This is a genomic window from Pseudomonas sp. ITEM 17296, assembly GCF_028895205.1.
GTDB classification, from domain to species: domain Bacteria; phylum Pseudomonadota; class Gammaproteobacteria; order Pseudomonadales; family Pseudomonadaceae; genus Aquipseudomonas; species Aquipseudomonas kermanshahensis.
On sequence record NZ_WJRS01000007.1, the window covers coordinates 45,942 to 63,671 of the forward strand.

At 61.7% G+C, this 17,730-nt stretch carries 22 protein-coding genes; 15 read left to right on the plus strand and 7 right to left on the minus strand.

What is annotated here, in order from left to right; genetic code table 11:
• Window positions 1-50: 50 nt before the first annotated feature.
• Window positions 51-1,070 carry a protease SohB gene (gene sohB / locus GIB19_RS10515; protein ID WP_085273210.1) on the minus strand — a complete coding sequence of 340 codons (1,020 nt, stop codon included), beginning with the start codon at window positions 1,068-1,070 and terminating at the stop codon, window positions 51-53.
• A 198-nt stretch (window positions 1,071-1,268) separates the two neighbouring features.
• Between sohB and GIB19_RS10520 the strand changes: the two genes are divergently transcribed.
• The 4 genes from GIB19_RS10520 (at window position 1,269) to GIB19_RS10535 (ending at window position 4,401) form a co-directional block, all read left to right on the plus strand.
• Window positions 1,269-1,982 (plus strand): histidine phosphatase family protein, encoded by a 714-nt coding sequence (locus GIB19_RS10520; RefSeq protein WP_274885436.1) that lies wholly within the window; start codon window positions 1,269-1,271, stop codon window positions 1,980-1,982.
• A gap of 54 nt (window positions 1,983-2,036) precedes the next feature.
• Window positions 2,037-2,354, plus strand: coding sequence for an SCP2 sterol-binding domain-containing protein (locus tag GIB19_RS10525; RefSeq protein ID WP_085273065.1), 318 nt, complete (start codon window positions 2,037-2,039; stop codon window positions 2,352-2,354).
• A gap of 188 nt (window positions 2,355-2,542) precedes the next feature.
• The gene (locus GIB19_RS10530; protein ID WP_274885438.1) at window positions 2,543-3,610 is read left to right on the plus strand and encodes a phosphotransferase family protein; all 1,068 of its coding nucleotides are present in this window, start codon (window positions 2,543-2,545) and stop codon (window positions 3,608-3,610) included.
• Between the two features lie 23 nt (window positions 3,611-3,633).
• Window positions 3,634-4,401 (plus strand): SDR family oxidoreductase, encoded by a 768-nt coding sequence (locus tag GIB19_RS10535; RefSeq protein WP_027592693.1) that lies wholly within the window; start codon window positions 3,634-3,636, stop codon window positions 4,399-4,401.
• Here the strand turns inward: GIB19_RS10535 and GIB19_RS10540 are convergent, their stop codons facing one another.
• Both GIB19_RS10540 and GIB19_RS10545 read right to left on the minus strand, forming a co-directional pair.
• Window positions 4,402-5,223 (minus strand): class I SAM-dependent methyltransferase, encoded by an 822-nt coding sequence (locus GIB19_RS10540; RefSeq protein ID WP_238217283.1) that lies wholly within the window; start codon window positions 5,221-5,223, stop codon window positions 4,402-4,404.
• A gap of 32 nt (window positions 5,224-5,255) precedes the next feature.
• Entirely contained in the window at window positions 5,256-5,606 is a 351-nt protein-coding gene (locus tag GIB19_RS10545; protein ID WP_027592695.1) for a hypothetical protein, read from the minus strand.
• 113 nt (window positions 5,607-5,719) lie between these two features.
• On the opposite strand from GIB19_RS10545, the gene GIB19_RS10550 reads away from it, so the two are divergent.
• Window positions 5,720-6,022 carry an RcnB family protein gene (locus GIB19_RS10550; protein ID WP_274885439.1) on the plus strand — a complete coding sequence of 101 codons (303 nt, stop codon included), beginning with the start codon at window positions 5,720-5,722 and terminating at the stop codon, window positions 6,020-6,022.
• 1 nt (window position 6,023) lies between these two features.
• Here the strand turns inward: GIB19_RS10550 and GIB19_RS10555 are convergent, their stop codons facing one another.
• Entirely contained in the window at window positions 6,024-7,184 is a 1,161-nt protein-coding gene (locus GIB19_RS10555; RefSeq protein WP_099428838.1) for a GGDEF domain-containing protein, read from the minus strand.
• Between the two features lie 224 nt (window positions 7,185-7,408).
• On the opposite strand from GIB19_RS10555, the gene GIB19_RS10560 reads away from it, so the two are divergent.
• From GIB19_RS10560 to GIB19_RS10575, 4 genes are all read left to right on the plus strand, one after another.
• Window positions 7,409-7,594 (plus strand): hypothetical protein, encoded by a 186-nt coding sequence (locus GIB19_RS10560; RefSeq protein ID WP_027592698.1) that lies wholly within the window; start codon window positions 7,409-7,411, stop codon window positions 7,592-7,594.
• 74 nt (window positions 7,595-7,668) lie between these two features.
• Complete coding sequence (locus GIB19_RS10565) at window positions 7,669-8,055, plus strand: glycine zipper domain-containing protein (RefSeq protein ID WP_027592699.1); 387 nt, start codon at window positions 7,669-7,671, stop codon at window positions 8,053-8,055.
• Between the two features lie 140 nt (window positions 8,056-8,195).
• Window positions 8,196-10,025, plus strand: coding sequence for an SLC13 family permease (locus GIB19_RS10570; RefSeq protein ID WP_274885441.1), 1,830 nt, complete (start codon window positions 8,196-8,198; stop codon window positions 10,023-10,025).
• Between the two features lie 138 nt (window positions 10,026-10,163).
• Window positions 10,164-11,588, plus strand: coding sequence for a GGDEF domain-containing protein (locus tag GIB19_RS10575; protein WP_274885443.1), 1,425 nt, complete (start codon window positions 10,164-10,166; stop codon window positions 11,586-11,588).
• A gap of 1 nt (window position 11,589) precedes the next feature.
• Here GIB19_RS10575 and GIB19_RS10580 read toward each other — a convergent pair whose 3' ends face one another.
• Window positions 11,590-12,351 (minus strand): sulfite exporter TauE/SafE family protein, encoded by a 762-nt coding sequence (locus GIB19_RS10580; protein ID WP_027592702.1) that lies wholly within the window; start codon window positions 12,349-12,351, stop codon window positions 11,590-11,592.
• Between the two features lie 98 nt (window positions 12,352-12,449).
• Here GIB19_RS10580 and GIB19_RS10585 point away from each other — a divergent pair, with 98 nt between their 5' ends.
• Entirely contained in the window at window positions 12,450-13,355 is a 906-nt protein-coding gene (locus GIB19_RS10585; protein ID WP_265967893.1) for a LysR family transcriptional regulator, read from the plus strand.
• 132 nt (window positions 13,356-13,487) lie between these two features.
• On the opposite strand, the gene GIB19_RS10590 is transcribed toward GIB19_RS10585, so the two are convergent.
• Complete coding sequence (locus GIB19_RS10590) at window positions 13,488-13,682, minus strand: hypothetical protein (protein ID WP_274885444.1); 195 nt, start codon at window positions 13,680-13,682, stop codon at window positions 13,488-13,490.
• A gap of 417 nt (window positions 13,683-14,099) precedes the next feature.
• Window positions 14,100-14,453: an SH3 domain-containing protein gene (locus tag GIB19_RS10595; protein WP_274885446.1), complete on the minus strand. Its 354-nt coding sequence runs from the start codon at window positions 14,451-14,453 to the stop codon at window positions 14,100-14,102.
• A 210-nt stretch (window positions 14,454-14,663) separates the two neighbouring features.
• Between GIB19_RS10595 and GIB19_RS10600 the strand changes: the two genes are divergently transcribed.
• The 5 genes from GIB19_RS10600 to GIB19_RS10620 all read left to right on the plus strand — a co-directional run bounded on the left by GIB19_RS10600 (window position 14,664) and on the right by GIB19_RS10620 (window position 17,533).
• Window positions 14,664-15,710: an alpha/beta fold hydrolase gene (locus GIB19_RS10600; RefSeq protein WP_274885447.1), complete on the plus strand. Its 1,047-nt coding sequence runs from the start codon at window positions 14,664-14,666 to the stop codon at window positions 15,708-15,710.
• Window positions 15,711-16,045: 335 nt separating this feature from the next.
• Entirely contained in the window at window positions 16,046-16,231 is a 186-nt protein-coding gene (locus tag GIB19_RS10605; protein WP_099428832.1) for a hypothetical protein, read from the plus strand.
• A gap of 90 nt (window positions 16,232-16,321) precedes the next feature.
• Window positions 16,322-16,528, plus strand: coding sequence for a DUF6434 domain-containing protein (locus GIB19_RS10610; protein WP_099428831.1), 207 nt, complete (start codon window positions 16,322-16,324; stop codon window positions 16,526-16,528).
• Window positions 16,529-16,696: 168 nt separating this feature from the next.
• The gene (locus tag GIB19_RS10615) at window positions 16,697-17,305 is read left to right on the plus strand and encodes a class I SAM-dependent methyltransferase (protein WP_274885448.1); all 609 of its coding nucleotides are present in this window, start codon (window positions 16,697-16,699) and stop codon (window positions 17,303-17,305) included.
• A gap of 54 nt (window positions 17,306-17,359) precedes the next feature.
• Entirely contained in the window at window positions 17,360-17,533 is a 174-nt protein-coding gene (locus GIB19_RS10620; RefSeq protein ID WP_172960347.1) for a hypothetical protein, read from the plus strand.
• The last annotated feature ends 197 nt before the right edge of the window (window positions 17,534-17,730 follow it).

Below are 17,730 nucleotides of genomic sequence, written 5' to 3' on the forward strand. Positions count from 1 at the left end.
CGAACCTTGCAACCCCCTGAACGTAAAAAAATTTCAAGGGGTTCAAGGTGTTAGCGCAAGCGGCCGAGTTTGCTCCAAAGCCCCACCACGGTGTTCTCCACGGTGCCGCTGGCTGCCATGCCAATACGCTCCTGCAGGCTCTTGCGTTCGGCGTAGTGCAGGTGGAACAGGTTGGCGTTGCGGGCGCGGTCACTGAGGTACTCGTCGCTGGTCTGCAGCTCGTCAACCAGCTTGCGGTTGAGAGCCGCCACGCCCAGCCAGACTTCGCCGGTGGCCACTTCGTCGATGTGCAACTGCGGGCGATAGCGCGAGACAAAGTCTTTGAACAGCTGGTGGGTGATGTCCAGGTCTTCCTGGAATTTCTCCCTGCCCTTTTCGGTGTTTTCGCCGAACACGGTGAGGGTGCGCTTGTATTCGCCCGCTGTGAGCACTTCGAAATCGATGTCATGCTTCTTCAACAGGCGATTGACGTTAGGCAGTTGCGCCACCACACCAATCGAACCCAGCACGGCAAAGGGCGCGCTGACGATCTTCTCGCCAATGCAGGCCATCATGTAACCGCCGCTGGCCGCCACCTTGTCGATGCACACGGTCAACGGGATGCCCGCCTGGCGAATACGCGCCAGCTGCGAAGCCGCTAGGCCGTAGCTGTGTACCAGGCCGCCGCCACTCTCCAGGCGCAGCACCACTTCGTCCTGCGGGGTGGCGAGGGTCAGCAGCGCGGTGATTTCGTTGCGCAGGCTCTCAGTGGCCGAGGCCTTGATGTCGCCATCGAAATCGAGCACGAAGACCCGGCCCTTTTCTTCGGCCTTGCCTTTTTTCTGCTGTTTTTCCGCCTTGGCCTGCTGTTTGCGAAGGGCCTTGAGCTGGGCCTTGTCGAGCAGGCCCGACTCCAAGCGCTCACGCAGCTCTTTATAGAACTCGTTGAGGCGGGTGACCTGCAATTGCCCGCCCGGTTTGCGCCGCCCTTTACCGCGCAAACCGGCGATGGCCGACAGCACTACCAGGATGGCAATCACCAAGGTGGCGGTTTTGGCGAGAAAGCTTGCGTATTCGGCAAGAAACTCCACGTTGACTCCTTCATAGACCAGCGCCAGTTCGGCGCGTAACTGCTGCAAGCATACCGGTGCGCCTGAGGCGCTGCCAGCCGGTGTAAACGCTGGCAACACAGTTCAAACAACCTTTTCAAACGCTTGTATGTTTTTTCGTTGACAGCCTGTGTGGCACATCCTAACCTCGCAGCAACCTCCAACAGGCCGGATACCTCCGTGGGCAACCTCTACCTGATCCGACATGGCCAAGCCTCCTTCGGTGCCGAGGACTACGACGTCCTCTCGACCATCGGTGTGCGTCAGAGCCAAGCCCTGGGTGAACACCTGGCACTCCTCGATGTGCAGCTGGATCGTTGCGTGGCCGGCGACCTGCGCCGCCAGCAGGACACCGCACGCCTGGCCCTGGAGGCCTTGCACGCCACAGGCTGCCCGGTGCCGGCTGTTGAGACCGATGTGGCGTTCAATGAGTTCGATGCCGATGGCGTGATCCGCGCCCTGCTGCCCGGCCTGCTGGCGCAAGAACCCGATGCCCTGCACATCCTGCGCAATGGCGCGCAGCACCGCAGCGAATTCCAGCGCCTGTTCGCGCTGATGGTGCAGCGCTGGCACGCTGGCGATCATCCTGCCGACGATGGCCTGGAGACCTGGCAGGCCTTCACCGCGCGCGTCCAGCGTGGCCTGCAACGTGTGCTCGAAGGCGCAGGCAGTGGCGACAACATCGCCATCTTCACCTCAGGCGGCACCATTGCGGCCCTGCTCCATCTGGTTACCGGCATTACCCCCAGCCAAGCCTTCGCGCTGAACTGGCAGATCATCAACACGTCGCTCAGCCAACTGAAGTTTCGGGGCCGCGACGTGGCACTGGCCTCCTTCAACAGCCAAGCCCACGTGCAGCTGTTGAGGGCGCCGGAGCTTGTCACCTACCGATGAGCCCGGCTTGTTGTGTCCCTGCGGACGCGAATATAACTTAATAAGGATTACGCCATGAGCGATGTAGCTAAAGCCGTCGAAGCGATGAAAGCAAAGTTCAATCCAGCCGCTGCCGCAGGCCTGGACCTGGTGTTCGGCTTCGACATCACCGACGAAGACAAAAAGTACGCCCTGATCATCAAGGACGGTACGTGTGACATCCAAGAAGGCGAAAACCCAGACGCCAACTGCACCCTGGTGCTGGACAGCGAGACCCTCAAGGGTATCGTCAGTGGCGAGACCGACGGCATGCAGGCCTTCATGGGCGGCAAGCTGCGCGTCGAGGGCGACATGATGCTGTCGATGAAGCTCAGCGAGCTGTTCCCGTCCTGAGTGAAGGGCACGCCGATTGATCAAAAAACCGAAGCCTGACCGGCTTCGGTTTTTTTTTGCCCGATCACATCAAGGCGATTGATCCATCAGCAACACCCTTACCTATATGACGGCTGGCACGCTTGTTCCAACGCCAGCAGGCCATTAGATTAGCCAATAGTTGTTGCGAACGAAAATAAGGAAAACGCATGACGCTCACCGATCAGTCCACCCAGGTCCGCCCCGGCGAAGAACTCGACGCGGCCGTCATCGACCCTTATCTCAAGGCCCATATTCCCGGCCTCGAAGGCTTGCCGAGCATCAGCCAGTTCCCCGGCGGGGCCTCCAACCTCACCTACCTGGTCACCTACCCCGGCCGAGAGTTTGTGCTGCGCCGCCCGCCATTCGGGCAGAAGGCCAAGTCGGCCCACGACATGGGCCGTGAGTTTCGCATCCTTAATCAGCTCAACAGTGGCTTCCCTTACTGCCCCAAGGCGTACGTGCACTGCACCGACGAGACCCTGATCGGCGGCGAGTTCTATGTGATGGAGCGGGTCAACGGCATCATCCTGCGCTCGGACATCCCGGCTGAACTCAAGCTCGACGCAGCCAGCACCGAAGCCCTGTGCAAAAGCTTCATCGACCGCCTGGTCGAGCTGCATCAGGTCGACTACCAAGCCTGCGGCCTAGCCGACCTGGGCAAGCCGGAAGGCTACGTGCAACGCCAGATCGAGGGGTGGACCAGCCGCTACGCAAAAGCCATCACCGATGATGCCCCGCGCTGGGAGCACGTGATTGCCTGGTTGCACGACAAGATGCCCGCCGACCACCCACGCCCCGGCATCGTCCACAACGACTACCGCTTCGATAACGTGATACTCGATGCCGACAACCCGATGCGCATCATCGGTGTGCTGGATTGGGAGATGGCCACCCTCGGTGACCCGCTGATGGACCTGGGCAACAGCCTGGCCTACTGGATCGAGGCAGCAGACCCGGCGCCCGTGCAACTGATGCGCCGCCAACCCAGTAACGCGCCCGGCATGCTCACCCGCCGGCAGTTCGTCGACTACTACGCCGAGCGCGCCGGCATTCGCCTCGACAACTTCGATTACTACTATTGCTATGGCCTGTTCCGCCTCGCCGGCATCGTCCAGCAGATCTACTACCGCTACTACCACGGCCAAACCCAGGACAAACGCTTCGCTCAGTTCATCCACATGAACCGGCTGCTGGAGCAGATGGCCTTGCAGGTGACCCGCACCTCCATGCTCTGACGACAGATAACAAGGAAAACAGCATGTCCAAGACCCACTTGTTCGACCTTGACGGCAAGATCGCTTTCGTTTCCGGCGCCAGCCGCGGCATCGGCGAGGCCATTGCCCATCTGCTGGCGCAGCAGGGCGCCCATGTCATTGTCTCCAGCCGCAAACTGGACGGCTGCCAGCACGTTGCCGACGCGATCATCGCCGCCGGGGGCAAGGCCACCGCAGTGGCCTGCCATATCGGCGAAATGGAGCAGATCCAGCAGGTGTTCGCGGGGATACGCGAACAGTTCGGGCGCCTGGATATCCTGGTCAACAACGCGGCCACCAATCCGCAGTTCGGCAACGTGCTGGACACCGACCTGCTCGCCTTCCAGAAGACCGTCGACGTCAATATCCGCGGCTACTTTTTCATGTCGGTGGAAGCCGGCAAGCTGATGCGCGAACACGGCGGCGGCAGCATCATCAACGTGGCGTCGATCAACGGTGTTTCGCCTGGGCACTTCCAAGGCATCTATTCGGTGACCAAGGCTGCGGTGATCAACATGACCAAGGTCTTCGCCAAGGAATGCGCGCCATTCGGCATCCGCTGCAATGCCCTGCTACCCGGCCTGACCGATACCAAGTTCGCCTCGGCGCTGGTGAAGAACGAGGCCATCCTCAACGCCGCCCTGCAGCAAATCCCGCTCAAGCGCGTGGCCGACCCCAAGGAGATGGCCGGCGCGGTGCTGTACCTGGCCAGCGACGCCTCCAGCTACACCACCGGCACCGCACTCAACGTCGACGGTGGTTACTTGTCCTGATCAGGCCTTGATCGCCTGCAAGGTGTAGCTCAAGGGCAGGCGTGACGGCTGGTGGCGCAAACGCCACTCGCCGTCGGCGCCCTTGTCCATCTGCCCAGGCAGCGCTTCCCAAGGGATGCTCGGGTGCTCGACCAGGCCTGTCAGTTGCAGCCCGTGCGCCAGCAAGGCACTGATAACCTCGCCCAGGCCGTGGTTCCACTCATGGGTCTCGGTATGGACGAGGCGCTGGTCGGTTTCGACGTACGTCTGGTCGGTGTGCCACACCGTCGGGGTTTCGTGCTCGAAGTACGGATACTCGATCAACAGGCGGTCCTGGTGGTCTTCGTTGACGGCCATCAGCATCGGGTGGCCATCGCGCAGGAACAGCCGCCCACCCGGCTTCAACAAGGCCGCCACAGCGCGCGCCCACGGCTCGATGCGGGGCAGCCAGCAGAGCGCGCCGATGCCGGTGTAGACAAGGTCGAACGTGCCCGCCGGCAGCACCTGGTCGGCGGCGTAGACATCTGACTCCACATACGCGATTGGCGCTGCGCAGCGTTCGGCCAACGCCCGCGCCTGCGCCAGCGAAGCCGCGGAAAAATCCAGGCCACAAACCTGCGCGCCAAGGCGCGCGAGCGACAGGGTATCGGTGCCGATGTGGCACTGCAGGTGAACGGCGTTGAGCCCGTGGATATCGCCCAGCAGCGGCAAGTCGAAACGAACGGTTTCGGAAAGATGCGCGGGGCGTTCGACCAGCAGCTCGACCTCATAGTCTTTCGAGGCAGCGTGCAAGGGGGCGCGTTCGTCCCAGCTGGTGCGGTTGAGTTGCAGCGATCGGTCCATGGTTGACGTCCTTGTCTGCTCGTACTGTTTTATTACAGGCACGTCGCCGCAGCAGCACGCCGCTGCAGCGCCACGCCGTCATTTTTTTGCGCGTAGTAATCGACCCGCGCCCCACCCGCCTGCGGATAAACGTCCACGAACGCCTCGGCCTCGCGGGTATACACGGTGAAACCACCCTGTTTGCGCGGCTCCAGGTAGCCACTGGCATCGTCCCCGAACACCGCCTCTTCCTGCCAGCTGAACTGAATGCATTGGGCGACCAATTCTGGCGCCTTGTGCGAATCGAGCTGCGCGGTCGGCTTGCCGCCACGTGCCGTTTCCATGGTCGCGGAAGCGCAACCGACCAGCATCAGTACTGCGGCCATCGGCAGAATCGCTCGCATGTTCAATCCTCAGGGCAAAAAAGAAGGCGACTCTAGCATTGGCGGCACCGCGAGTGAATTGTCGGGCGCATGCTGCTGTCGCAGTAGGAACATGCCGTCACAAGGAAACCGCGATGAAAAAGCATCACCTGATACCCGCCTTGCTGCTCGCCGCCCTGCCCTGCCTGCCGTTGGCCGCTTCTGCCGCCCCGTCCGCCGAAGAAAGCATTACGGGGCCAGAAACCCACAACCGTGAACTCAAGGTGGGTGACAAGGCCCCCGACCAATACAAGCGCGATGATCAGATGGTAAAAGACTGGAAGGCCAAAGGCCTGCCCACCCCAGAAAAGGAAAGCCATTGGGTACGCATGGGCGAGCACTACGTGCTGGTGCAGATCACCAATGGGGTAGTGTTGGCGATCCACCCGGCCAGCTGAATCAACTGACCTGCACCAAGGCCGCCATGTGCACGGTGTTGCGCCCGGCGGCCTTGGCCTGATAAAGCGCTGCATCCGCCTGCGCCAGCAGGCTGGAGGTGCTGTCCCTGGGCCCTGGCACACCGCACCACAGCCCGACACTGAAACGCAGCTCGATCTCATCACCGGCAAAACGCGCGGGGCTGTTGGCAATCGCTTCCCGCAAGCCCTGCAACGCGGCCATCGCCCCGCTTCTGTCAGTACCTGGCAACAGCAGCAGGAATTCCTCCCCGCCATAGCGCCCAAGGCTGTCCCCCTGGCGCAAACGCTGCTGCAACTGACGCACGCAATGGCACAACACCTCGTCACCCGCCAAGTGCCCATACAGGTCGTTGATCCGCTTGAAGTGATCGATATCGATCATGGCCACGGCCAGGCTGCTCTGCGCCTCGCGGGCGCGGTCCAACTCGACGCCGAAGCGTTCGAGGATCGCCCGGCGGTTGTAGGTGCCGGTCAACACATCGCGCAAGGCCAAGTGCTGTAGACGCGATTCGCTACGCTCCTTGGCCATCAACACCAAGCCGATCGAATACATCATCACCGTGACCGTGCCGATCGCCACCGAAATGCTCTGCTTGAGGTTGCTGGTGTCATAGCGCATTTCCACCGCCGTGCCATTGGCCACCGCCACGGCGCGCATGCCCAACCCGACCAGGCTGATCAGCGCACCGATCTGCAGCAGCAGGTGCGCCCTGCCTGGCCGCTCGACGTACCGCCTGGCCCAGTACAGGATCATCGAGCACTGCAGCATCAGCACCAGCGTCGCCAGCAGCATGCGTGGTTCGAGGGTGTCGAGCAGCAGCATCAGCCCGACCAGCATGCACGCCGGGATGATGAAGATCAGCCGCCACGGGATCACTTGCTCACGCACCCGGAACAAGCTGGCCGAATAAAACGCCAGGGCCAGTGACAGCAAGCTGTTGCCCAGGCCATAGCTGAGCCACAGCGGCGCTTGCGCGTAAACGGTGTAGCAGACATACGCCAAGGCATGCACCAGCAGCCCGCAGCCGGTAAGCAGCAGGTTGTCGCGGCGGTTGCTGCGGCCGACCAGCAGCAGGCAGAAAGCCAGAATGGTCGCTACCAGGGCGACCGCGGCGAACAGCGTGGGGGTGTGGGCGATCATCGTGATTCACCGTGTGGCAGTTTGCCGTCTTGGCTGCGGCTTACCGTGCAGTCTAGGTGCCGACGGCCGGCTCGGCCATGACCGAGCGAGACAGAACAGCAGCCGGCAAGCACGCCACTCATCGCTGGCAGGACAATTTTTTGCCCGCCCAGGAAACCAAATGGATCGATCCCAGTCTCAGGAAGTGTCCCGTAAACCTTTGCGGATCAAGGACCTATATCGTGATGACCCGCCTTGCAAGCTTTTCGCTGATTGCCGCCATCCTGCTGACTGCTGGCTGCCACAGCCATCGCTACCATGACGACGACGATGGCTGGCGTGATCGCGACCGTGGCCATGGCCACCATCATCGGCATGACCGTGACGATGACGACGACCGTCAATACCGCGGTGACCGCTACTACCGCTGAAGCGTCTTTGCAACCCTGACCCGCCGCCCGCTGCGCGGCACCTTAACCTGATGATTCCTTTTGAGGTTCGTACCATGCGTCTGACTCTGCCTTCCCTTGCCCTCGGCCTGCTGCTGTGCCAGGGCGCTTTCGCCGGTGACGGTACCGCCGCCATTGGCGGTGGCCTGGGTGGTGTACTGGGTAACGTTGTCGGCCAACAGATCGGCGGCAGCACAGGCGCTGCCATCGGCGCCGGTGTCGGCGGCGCTGCCGGCAGTGCGGTAGGCGCTCGCAAGGGCAACCGCACCGAGGCTGCCATCGGCGGTGGCCTGGGTTCTGCGGGCGGTTCGCTGCTCGGTGGCAAAGTCGGCGGTTCTGCCGGCTCCACCATTGGTGCCGGCCTGGGTGGCGCGGCCGGTGGTGCCATCGGTAACCACATGGGCGACAACAACGGCAAGAAGCACCACCGTCACCGTCACTGATCCAGGTGACAAACAGGGGCCGCATAGCGGCCCCTTTTGCGTCTTAAACCCTGCAACACATCAACACACCCTTCATCCCAAGCTGGCACACTGGCTGCTAATGTCTACCGTGCCCCTGTGTGAAGGAACACCCCCTCCCCATGAACCACGAGCTGCTCTGGGTCCTCGGCCTGCTGGCCATCGTCGTCGTCCTCTTCATCATCAACCGCCCGCGCATGGACGTGGTCGCCCTCATGGTGATCCTCGCCCTGCCGTTATCGGGCATCCTCACGGTGGAGCAGGCACTGGCCGGTTTCAGCGACCCCAACGTGGTACTGATCGCTGCCCTGTTCGTGATCGGCGAAGGCCTGGTACGCACCGGCATTGCCTACCGCATCGGCGAATGGATGAGCGAACGCGCCGGCAACAGTGAAGCGCGCTTGCTGATACTGCTGATGGTGGCGGTGGCGGGCCTGGGGTCGGTGATGAGTTCTACGGGAGTGGTGGCGATCTTCATCCCGGTGGTGCTGAGCATCGCCGCACGCCTCAAGCTCTCGCCCAGCCGCCTGATGATGCCGCTGAGCTTTGCCGGCCTGATCAGCGGCATGCTCAGCCTGGTGGCCACGCCGCCCAACGTGGTGGTGCACAGCGAACTGGTGCGCCATGGCGAACAGGGCTTCAATTTCTTCAGCTTTACCCCGTTCGGCCTGGTGGTGCTGGTGCTGGGCATCGGCTACATGCTGCTCACCCGCCACTGGCTCAACGGCGAAGTGCGCAAGGACGGCCGGGTGGAAACCCGCCGCACGTTGCTTGACCTGGTACTGGACTACAAGCTCAGCGGCCGCGAGCGGCGCCTGCGCATCCGCCCGCACTCACCGCTGATTGGCCACACCCTGGGCGAGCTGGAGCTGCGTACAAAGCATGGCGCCAACGTGATCGGCATCGAGCGCCAGCACAAATTCAGCACACGGGTGATCACCGCCGACTCCAATACCGTGCTGCACCAGGGCGACGTGCTACTGCTCGACCTGTTCGCCAACCGCGACGACCTGCGCAGCCTGTGCCAGACCATGCAACTGGAGCCGCTGCATTTCAAGGCGGCCTACTTCATCGATCAGTCGCAGGAACTGGGCATGGCCGAAGTGTCGCTGCCACCCGGGTCGCAGTTGATCGGCAAGAGCATCCTCGAGCTGGCGTTCCGCACCCGTTTCGACCTCAACGTGGTCGGCTTGCGCCGCGATCAGGTGGCCATCGAAGGGCAACTGGTGGAAGAAAAGCTGCGCCTGGGCGATACCCTGCTGGTGGTCGGGCCCTGGAAAGCCGTGCGTCAACTGCAGAGCAAACCGCACGACTTTCTGGTGTTGAGCTTGCCCGCCGAGATCGACCAGGTCGCCCCGGCCCGCACGCGTGCGCCACAGGCCTTGTTGAGCCTGGCGGTGATGGTCGGGCTGATGGTCAGCGGCGCGGTGCCCAATGTGATCGCCGCGCTGATCGGCTGCCTGCTGATGGGCGCAGGCCGGTGCATCGACATGAACAGCGCCTACCGGGCAATCCATTGGCAGAGCCTGGTACTGATCGTCGGCATGCTGCCGTTCGCCCAAGCCCTGCAAAAAACCGGCGGCATCGACTTGGCCGTGACCGGGCTGGTCAGTGTGCTGGGCGGGGCCGGCCCCAGTGCCATTCTTGCCTGCCTGTTTGCCGTGACGGCAGTGATCGGCCTGTTCATTTCCAACACCGCCACTGCCGTGCTGATGGCGCCGGTGGCAATCAGCACGGCCACGCAACTGGGCATGTCGCCCTACCCCTTCGCCATGACCGTGGCCCTCGCCGCATCGGCTGCGTTCATGACGCCCGTCTCGTCACCGGTCAACACCCTGGTGCTGGGCCCGGGGCAATACCGGTTCGGTGATTTCGTCAAAGTCGGCGTGCCATTCACCTTGCTGGTAATGCTGGTGACTGTGGTGATGGTCCCGTGGTTCTTCGGCTTGTAAGGAAATCGACTGGGGATACCGGCAATTTGGCATTATCTTGCAGGATCGCGGCAGATTGACATCAAGTACCCTGTCGAAACACACTGACACGTAATTGCCCCAGGTGCTTCAAGCCGTTGTCCTGGATTTCGTTTCCGCTTGCCGGTCGAGTTCATGGTTTTTCCAGCCCAATCGCGCTTGTTGCCCTATGTCGCGCTGCTTTGCCTCACGTTTGCCCTGACCCTCGGCGGCATCCTGGCACGCCCCATCGAGTCCCTCTCCCTGTTCTGGCCGGTGAATGCGGTATTGGTCGGCGTGCTGTTGCGCTACCCCCGCCAGGCCAACGCCCTCGGCTTCATGCTGGTGTGGCTGGCGATGGTGCTGGCCGACCTGCTGTGCGGCAGCGCCTGGAAGCCGGCGTTGTGGTTCAACCTGTGCAACCTCGGCATGGTGTTCACCGTGTGGCAGTTGTTGTCACGCGTGCCGCGCCCGCACCGACGCATGCGCAGCCCGCATGGCGTACTCAGTGTATTTGCCTCATGCGCCGCTGGCGCGATGGTTGCCGCGAGCATGGCCTCGGTGATGGCCGCACCGTGGTTCGAGCAATCGCTGCCGGCCACCTGGCTGGCCTGGTTCAGTGAACAATTCTCGACCAGTATACTGGTGCTGCCGGTGCTGCTGACGGCGCCCTCGGTGCGGGCGATGGTGCGCAGTGGCGCCCAGGCAGTGCGTTTGCCGCCGCTGCTGGTGCTGCTTGGCTCGCTGGCCTTCAGCATCGCCTTCGGTGGGCCAGGAGCGATCGCATTCCCGATCGCCGCCCTGCTGTGGTGTGCCTGGACCTACCCGCCGTTTCTGGTCTCGATGCTGACGCTCACCGCCGGCAGCACCCTCATCGTCGCAGTCGCGCAAAACCTCATGCACTTCAGCGTGCCGCAGAGCGAACCCGGGGTCACCACCCTGATGTCGGCGCGCCTGGGCATCGCCATGCTGGTACTCGGGCCGCTGGTGGTGGCCTGCGTCAGCCAGGCCAATCGCAGCCTGATGGCACGCCTGGCGCACCAGGCCACCATCGACCACCTGACCGGGGTACTGACCCGCAGCGCGTTCACCCGCCGCGCCAATGCACTGCTCGACAGCCGCCAGCAACATGCCCAAGCGCTGCCGCTGACGTTGATGATGCTGGATATCGATCACTTCAAGGCGATCAACGACGCGCATGGCCACGCAATCGGTGACCAGGTACTGCGCCAGTTCGCCCGCACCCTGCAAGACCAGTTGCACGAAGGCGAGCTGTTCGCGCGCATGGGTGGCGAGGAGTTCGTCGTGATCCTCCCAGGCCTTGCGCCAGATCGCGCCAAATTCACTGCCGAACGCCTGCGCCGGGCCGTACAGGACCTGCATGTGGTGCACGCCGACCATCGCCTGCAGATCACCGTGAGCATCGGCCTGGACGGCTGCGCCGCCGACACCCCGGCGCCGAGCCTGGACGAGCTACTGGCGCGCGCCGATCAAGCGCTGTACCGGGCCAAGGCGCATGGCCGCAACCGCGTCGAACAGGCCGAGGCACAGCGCCAGGTGGTCTGACTCAACCGGCCAGCAAATCCCAGGACAACTTGGCAATCAGTACGCACAGCAAAATCAGGAACAGCCCGCGCACGAAACCTGCGCCCTTGCGCACCGCCAGCCAGGTGCCGGTCAACGCACCGAGGATGTTGCAGGCCGCCATGGGCAAGGCGATGGCATACAGCACGTTGCCCGACGGCACGAAGAACACCAGCGCCGCCAGGTTGGTGGCGATGTTCACCACCTTGGCCGAAGCCGAAGCGTGCAGGAAGTCCAAGGCAAAAAAACGAATGAACAGAAAGATCAGGAAGCTGCCGGTCCCTGGCCCGAACAGGCCATCGTAAAAACCAATGGCCCCACCGATCAACACCGCCAGGCATTGCTCCTTGCGGCCGATCTGCGTGGGCTTGTGCAGCGTGCCGAAGTCCTTTTTGCAGAACGTGTAGATCGCCATCAGCACGATCATCACCAGCACGGCCGGGCGCATCACGCTGGGCGGCACCAGCGATACCGTGGCGGCGCCGGCAAACGACATGACAAAGGCACTGAGCGCCGCTGGCACGATCAGCCCCCAGTCCAATGTGACCTTGCGGATGAACGAGCGGGCCGCAAAGGCAGTGCCGCACACCGAGGCCAGTTTGTTGGTGCCCAGCAAGGCCGCCGGTTGCGCGGTGGGCAGCACGTTGAACAGCGCCGGGATCTGAATAAGCCCGCCACCGCCTACGGCGGCATCGATCAAACCGGCGGCAAAGGCGAACACAGAAAGTACAGCGATATCCATCATGACGCGGCTCCAGGCAGTAAGACAGGCTGCAAGGCTAATCAAAGTGCCGCGCTTGTGTTGAAATGCCATATTGCGAAAACTGCAATTAGGAGCAGGCAATGGCCTTGGACATGCTGCGGGAGATTCAGGCGTTCGTCAGTGTCGCCCACAAGCGCAGCTTCGTCGCTGCGGCACGCGCCCTGGGGCGTTCACCCAGCGCGGTAACCCGAGCGGTGCAAACGCTGGAGGACAACGCCGGCAGTAAACTGCTCAACCGCAACGCCAACGCGGTGACCCTGACCGAAGCTGGCGAGCGCCTGCTCCCCCATGCCGAACGCTTGCTGGATGTGCAACGTGATGCAGTCGACGAGTTGGCCGCGCTAAGCGGTAGCGCCCAAGGCTGGATCCGTTTCGCCGTGCCGCAATTGCTGGGTGAGCATGTGTTGCCCCGGGTACTCGCTGAGTTTTCCCAGCGTCATCCACAGGTGACCTTGGACGTGCAGTACAGCGATGCCGCCCTGGACCCGCTGCTGGACAAGTTCGACTTCGTGGTGCGCGGCGCTTTTCCGCAATCCAGCGAACTGATCGGCTATCCGCTGTGGGGTTACCAGCGCCATCTTTATGCAAGCCCGGCTTACCTGGCCAGGGCCGGCAACCCGCAACACCCAGAAGACCTGGAACATCACGCACTGATTCTGCATACCGCCCCACGCATACTCAAAGCCTGGCATTTTTGCCGAGATGGCCTGATCACCAACATGCGCCCGACGCCACGGCTTCGGCTGGATTCCGGCGATGCGGTGTACCACAGCACACTGGCCGGGGCCGGTATCGCCCGCCTGGCGGCCTGGGTGGGCGAAACTCAGGTCAAGGCCGGGCGCCTGGTGCGGGTGTGCCCGCAATACCGCTTGACCTCAAGCACCGGCCAAGACCCGCAAATGCACGCGCTGTACCCGGCCGGCGAGTTGCCCGCTCGGGTTCGTGAACTGCTGCAGGCCCTGCGCCGCGCCGGCCTGTCGGCCTAACGGCGACGGCTCAAAAGGACTGTTCAAATTCTGCTCAATTTAACAGAGCCCGCTTCCGGCTTGGCTTGCAGCATTTTATCCACAGACCTACCCACGTTTTTTGTGGACAGATTTCCCAGCGCAAAGAACGACTTATCGCACATGCAGCAACGCTGTATTGGCCAGCCTGACCAACTCGATCCACTCAAGCGTGCTGATCTCACCCGCCTGTTCCAATATGCCCGCGCTGCGCAGTGCCTCGTCGTACGCGTCCTCATCGAGCGTGCCTTCAGCGAGAAAACGGCTACGCCACTCCAGCATGGCTGAAGTGCCTTTCTTGCATTCCATGTGTGTTTCGACTCCAAGGCAAAAGACCGGCCCGTCAACGTGGGCCGCAGGACGGCGGCGGGAGATTACACGAGCCATTCGCACTTGAGAATTACTTGCAGGTACCACTGATCAGTCATGGTGAATGAACGGAGTAGCCGAGGGCGCAGGCGGGTGGGCCCATCTGGCGAATCAGACGGGCCGCGAAGGGAGGAGTCGGGTGAAAGTCAGCTTGGCGGAATGGTGCCCAAAATACCTATCAGAATGGTCAGGAGCAGAAAACCACCCAGGAACAGCGTCAGCTTGCCCATCGGAACCTCTACAGTGTGATGCGGGGATGGGCCTATTGTCGGTCCATGGCTGATACGGTTACAGATGCAGGTTTGTAGAAAAAAAGCGGATCAGATGCCAGTGTTCAGCACAGGGGCGCGACCCACCTCAACTCAATTGCTCCAGTTTTGCCAGCGGCAACCAACCGAACTCATCATCGTCATGGCGCCGACACCACATCCAGCCATTGAGCGAGCGCACCTGCTGCACCAGTTGCCCGGGGTCGGCATCCAGTTCATGGGCCGAGTAGTGATCAAGCGCCCTGCCTTTCTCCACACTGAATCGCTCGATCAATTGCGCCGGCACCCACCCCGCCTCCTGCCCAGGGCATGAACACAAGTACCAGTCCTGCCAGCCCGGCTCGCCTTCATAGCGCGGGCCGATATCCAGCAGCGTGCCCTTGGCAAAACGAATCGGCCTTGGGTATTCGCTGCGGTGGCGCTCAATCACGACGTAATGCATAGGGCCTCTCCTTGGCCTGGGGGAAATTATCGATCGTAGCAGAAGCGGTCTGACACGCTGCGACGGCATGGTTGTATCTTTATGTGTACAAACTGAGACCTGATACACAAGAACGTTTCCTACAGCTAAATCGGACATACCCTTGATACAGAGGTCCTCTTTACTGGCTTGCATCAACCCATACCTGTGGCCTTGCCAAGGAGATGCACGATGCTTGCCCACCCCTCGACACCTTCACGCCACCCAACACGCCGCATCCGCCACCTCCTCGCCTGTGCCCTTCTTCCCCTGGGCCTGATGGCGACTGCCGCCTGTTCGGCTGCGTCAGCACCGGCTCAGGCAACGGCCACCCCAGCGGAGCGCTTCGGCCCACTCAAGCACGTTGAAGCTGGCGTGCTCGATGTGGCCTATGTCGAGCAAGGCCCAGCCGATGGCCCTGTGGTCATCTTGCTGCATGGGTGGCCCTACGACATTCACAGTTTCGAGGCGGTGGCACCGAAGCTCGCCGCAAAAGGCTACCGCGTGCTCGTGCCGTACGTACGGGGCTATGGGCAGACCCGCTTCCTTTCAGCGCAGACCCTACGCAATGCCCAGCCCTCGGCCCTGGCCAGCGACGTCATCGCCTTCATGGACGCCCTTCACATCCAGCACGCCGTGCTCGCCGGTTTCGACTGGGGCGCCCGTACTGCCGACATCGTCTCGGCCCTGTGGCCCGAGCGGGTCAAAGCACTGGTGTCAGTCAGTGGCTACCTGATCAGCAGCCAGGAAGCCGCCAAGGCGCCGCTCCCGCCCAGTGCCGAACTGCAATGGTGGTACCAGTACTACTTCGCCACCGAGCGCGGCCAAGCCGGTTATGACAAGAACCGCCATGCGTTCGCCAAGCTGATCTGGCAAACCGCCTCACCCAAGTGGGCCTTCGATGACACCACCTTCGAGCGCAGTGCCAAGGCCCTGGACAACCCCGATCAGGTTGCCATCACCGTGCACAACTACCGCTGGCGCTTGGGGCTGGCACAAGGCGAGGCCCGCTACGCCCCGCTGGAAGCGAAACTGGCCACTTTCCCCAGCATCAGTGTGCCGACCATTACCTTGGAAGGTGATGCCAACGGAGCACCGCACCCACCGGCAGAAAGCTATGCACAACGCTTCACCGGCAAGTACGCGTACCGCCTGATCAGTGGCGGCATTGGCCACAACCTGCCCCAAGAAGCCCCCGATGCGTTCGCTCAAGCAGTGATCGACGCGGACCACCTGTAGTCACCGACGTGTTTCCCGCGTCAGCAGCCCCTACTTCAGGGGCTGTAATTGCTACATAAGGTTTCACAACGTTCGGTGACCTTGCTTTACACCGCTGCGGGCGACGGCGCGACCGAAATTGCTCAAAACCCTTGAGCCCGGGGCGTTGAGGACCTTCTGCAGCACACGATTTGAAACTGTCAGATGCGAAGTTTGTAGGATCTTTACCCGTACATCGTAGGAGAAATCCAAGCAGTGGCATTTCCCTGTATGAAACATCAGTTTCATCGGCAAAATCGAGCTGCTAGGGTCCCATTTTCCTACAACGGCACGGATGCCCACCGCATGAGAAAAGCATGGACCCGTTCGATGCCTCGGCCCTGAAACTGCAAAAGAACCTGCTCACCCTGCGCCAGTCGCGTGATCGATTTAGAAAGGAGGGCTATGACAAGGAAGCCGATGACCTTGATAAGTCGATCGCGCGAATAGAGGCGGTGTTGAGCAAGATGGCGGGCACGGTCAAACCACCGACCTTGCAGTAGCCCCTGTTCAGCCAGCGGCCAGCGCATGAGTGATTTGTAGCGTCTGCGCGGGTAAGCTCTTTGCTCATGCCTTCATACAGGAATAGGGAAATGAGCGTTGACTGGCACGCAGGGCCGATCACCAGAAGCACCCCGCTGGACAAACACTACCGGAGCACGCAAAAAGTTCGACGGTTCCTGACGGATGAGTGCGGAAGCGCATTCAAGTTTGATCGCACCTTCATGGCCTGGATCAAGAGCGGCGAGCCGTTGACGATGGGCGACGTGGCTGACGGGTGGATACGTACCCATCTTTGAATTTGGCGCGCTGAGGGTGAGGGGTTAACTCAAGCTAGATGTACTCGGTAACGTGCGGTAATACACCGAACCCAGGCGGGGTGAGTTACCGAGATAATATCCATCGATGATGCAGGGCCACTCCCTCAATGGCCTGATGAACAATGGACTGGTCAGGACGCTTTATCGATGACGAGCTGGAACGCTTTCTATGAGCGCACGGACAAACGTGCCCCCTCCCCACTGCTCAGTTACGCGATTGACCACGTCAAAGATCAATACCCCCGTCACGCAGTCGACCTGGGGTGCGGCGCCGGCAATGAGGCTTGGCAACTCATCCAGGCAGGCTGGCAGGTTCTGGCAATAGACAAAGAACCTGAAGCCATCGCCAGGACGATCCGCAAGTGCTCATTGAGCGACGCCCGCATGCTCGACGCGAAAGTCGCAGACTTTGAGCACCTCACCGAGGTGCCTGCCTCGAACTTGATCCACGCCGGCCTTTCACTGCCTTTTTGCCACCCTGGCCGGTTCGATTACCTCTGGAGCCAGGTGCGCGATGCACTACTGCCAGGTGGCGTCTTCGTGGGCCATTTCTTCGGCCTGAGGCACAGCTGGGCGAGCCAAGTGCAGATGTCATTTCAAAGCGTGGAAGACGTTCGGCGGCTTTCAGAAGGGCTTGAGGTTATCCTGTTGCGTGAAACGGAATCCCCTATGATCATCGATTCTGAATCCGTGAATTGGCATCGGATCGATGTGATCGTGCGCAAGGTGCATTCCGCCAAGGCTGACCAAGCCTAATGACCCGAACCGTATGCCCTTTACGCCTTTTGTCGTTCTCTGCTGGAAGCCCTAATGAATAAATTGATCCTGCCTGTCGCCATCTTCTTTAGCGTACTCATCGCTGGGAAGGCATCCGAGCATTTCGGGCTGGAGGGCAGCTGGAAAATCGGCCTGCTTTGCGTCGTAGCGGCTGCCGTGCAGATCGCCGTGACCCGTTTCCAGCGCCGGCAACAGCAAAAAGTATAACGCTCGCCCTCTGACGGAACCGCCCTAGCCCGCCTTGGCGGGCTTTGCTTTGCCCGTTGAAATCAGAATCGATACCCCCGATTCGCGAGAGCAAACAAAAGGGAATTGGCCTCACCATCAACCCAACTGTCTGCCTCAGCACCCGCACAGCCGGATGATCGCGGATCCGTGGGGTGTGCTACTACAAACTGGAAGGC

Bases quoted from the DNA above. Each gene is read 5' to 3' on its own strand.
- GIB19_RS10525 (WP_085273065.1), top strand. From the start codon at position 2,037: ATGAGCGATGTAGCTAAAGCCGTCGAAGCGATGAAAGCAAAGTTCAAT.
- GIB19_RS10530 (WP_274885438.1), top strand. From the start codon at position 2,543: ATGACGCTCACCGATCAGTCCACCCAGGTCCGCCCCGGCGAAGAACTC.
- GIB19_RS10535 (WP_027592693.1), top strand. From the start codon at position 3,634: ATGTCCAAGACCCACTTGTTCGACCTTGACGGCAAGATCGCTTTCGTT.
- GIB19_RS10540 (WP_238217283.1), bottom strand. From the start codon at position 5,223: ATGGACCGATCGCTGCAACTCAACCGCACCAGCTGGGACGAACGCGCC.
- GIB19_RS10545 (WP_027592695.1), bottom strand. From the start codon at position 5,606: ATGCGAGCGATTCTGCCGATGGCCGCAGTACTGATGCTGGTCGGTTGC.
- GIB19_RS10550 (WP_274885439.1), top strand. From the start codon at position 5,720: ATGAAAAAGCATCACCTGATACCCGCCTTGCTGCTCGCCGCCCTGCCC.
- GIB19_RS10555 (WP_099428838.1), bottom strand. From the start codon at position 7,184: ATGATCGCCCACACCCCCACGCTGTTCGCCGCGGTCGCCCTGGTAGCG.
- GIB19_RS10560 (WP_027592698.1), top strand. From the start codon at position 7,409: ATGACCCGCCTTGCAAGCTTTTCGCTGATTGCCGCCATCCTGCTGACT.
- GIB19_RS10565 (WP_027592699.1), top strand. From the start codon at position 7,669: ATGCGTCTGACTCTGCCTTCCCTTGCCCTCGGCCTGCTGCTGTGCCAG.
- GIB19_RS10570 (WP_274885441.1), top strand. From the start codon at position 8,196: ATGAACCACGAGCTGCTCTGGGTCCTCGGCCTGCTGGCCATCGTCGTC.
- GIB19_RS10580 (WP_027592702.1), bottom strand. From the start codon at position 12,351: ATGATGGATATCGCTGTACTTTCTGTGTTCGCCTTTGCCGCCGGTTTG.
- GIB19_RS10585 (WP_265967893.1), top strand. From the start codon at position 12,450: ATGGCCTTGGACATGCTGCGGGAGATTCAGGCGTTCGTCAGTGTCGCC.
- GIB19_RS10590 (WP_274885444.1), bottom strand. From the start codon at position 13,682: ATGGAATGCAAGAAAGGCACTTCAGCCATGCTGGAGTGGCGTAGCCGT.
- GIB19_RS10595 (WP_274885446.1), bottom strand. From the start codon at position 14,453: ATGCATTACGTCGTGATTGAGCGCCACCGCAGCGAATACCCAAGGCCG.
- GIB19_RS10600 (WP_274885447.1), top strand. From the start codon at position 14,664: ATGCTTGCCCACCCCTCGACACCTTCACGCCACCCAACACGCCGCATC.
- GIB19_RS10605 (WP_099428832.1), top strand. From the start codon at position 16,046: ATGGACCCGTTCGATGCCTCGGCCCTGAAACTGCAAAAGAACCTGCTC.
- GIB19_RS10610 (WP_099428831.1), top strand. From the start codon at position 16,322: ATGAGCGTTGACTGGCACGCAGGGCCGATCACCAGAAGCACCCCGCTG.
- GIB19_RS10615 (WP_274885448.1), top strand. From the start codon at position 16,697: ATGACGAGCTGGAACGCTTTCTATGAGCGCACGGACAAACGTGCCCCC.
- GIB19_RS10620 (WP_172960347.1), top strand. From the start codon at position 17,360: ATGAATAAATTGATCCTGCCTGTCGCCATCTTCTTTAGCGTACTCATC.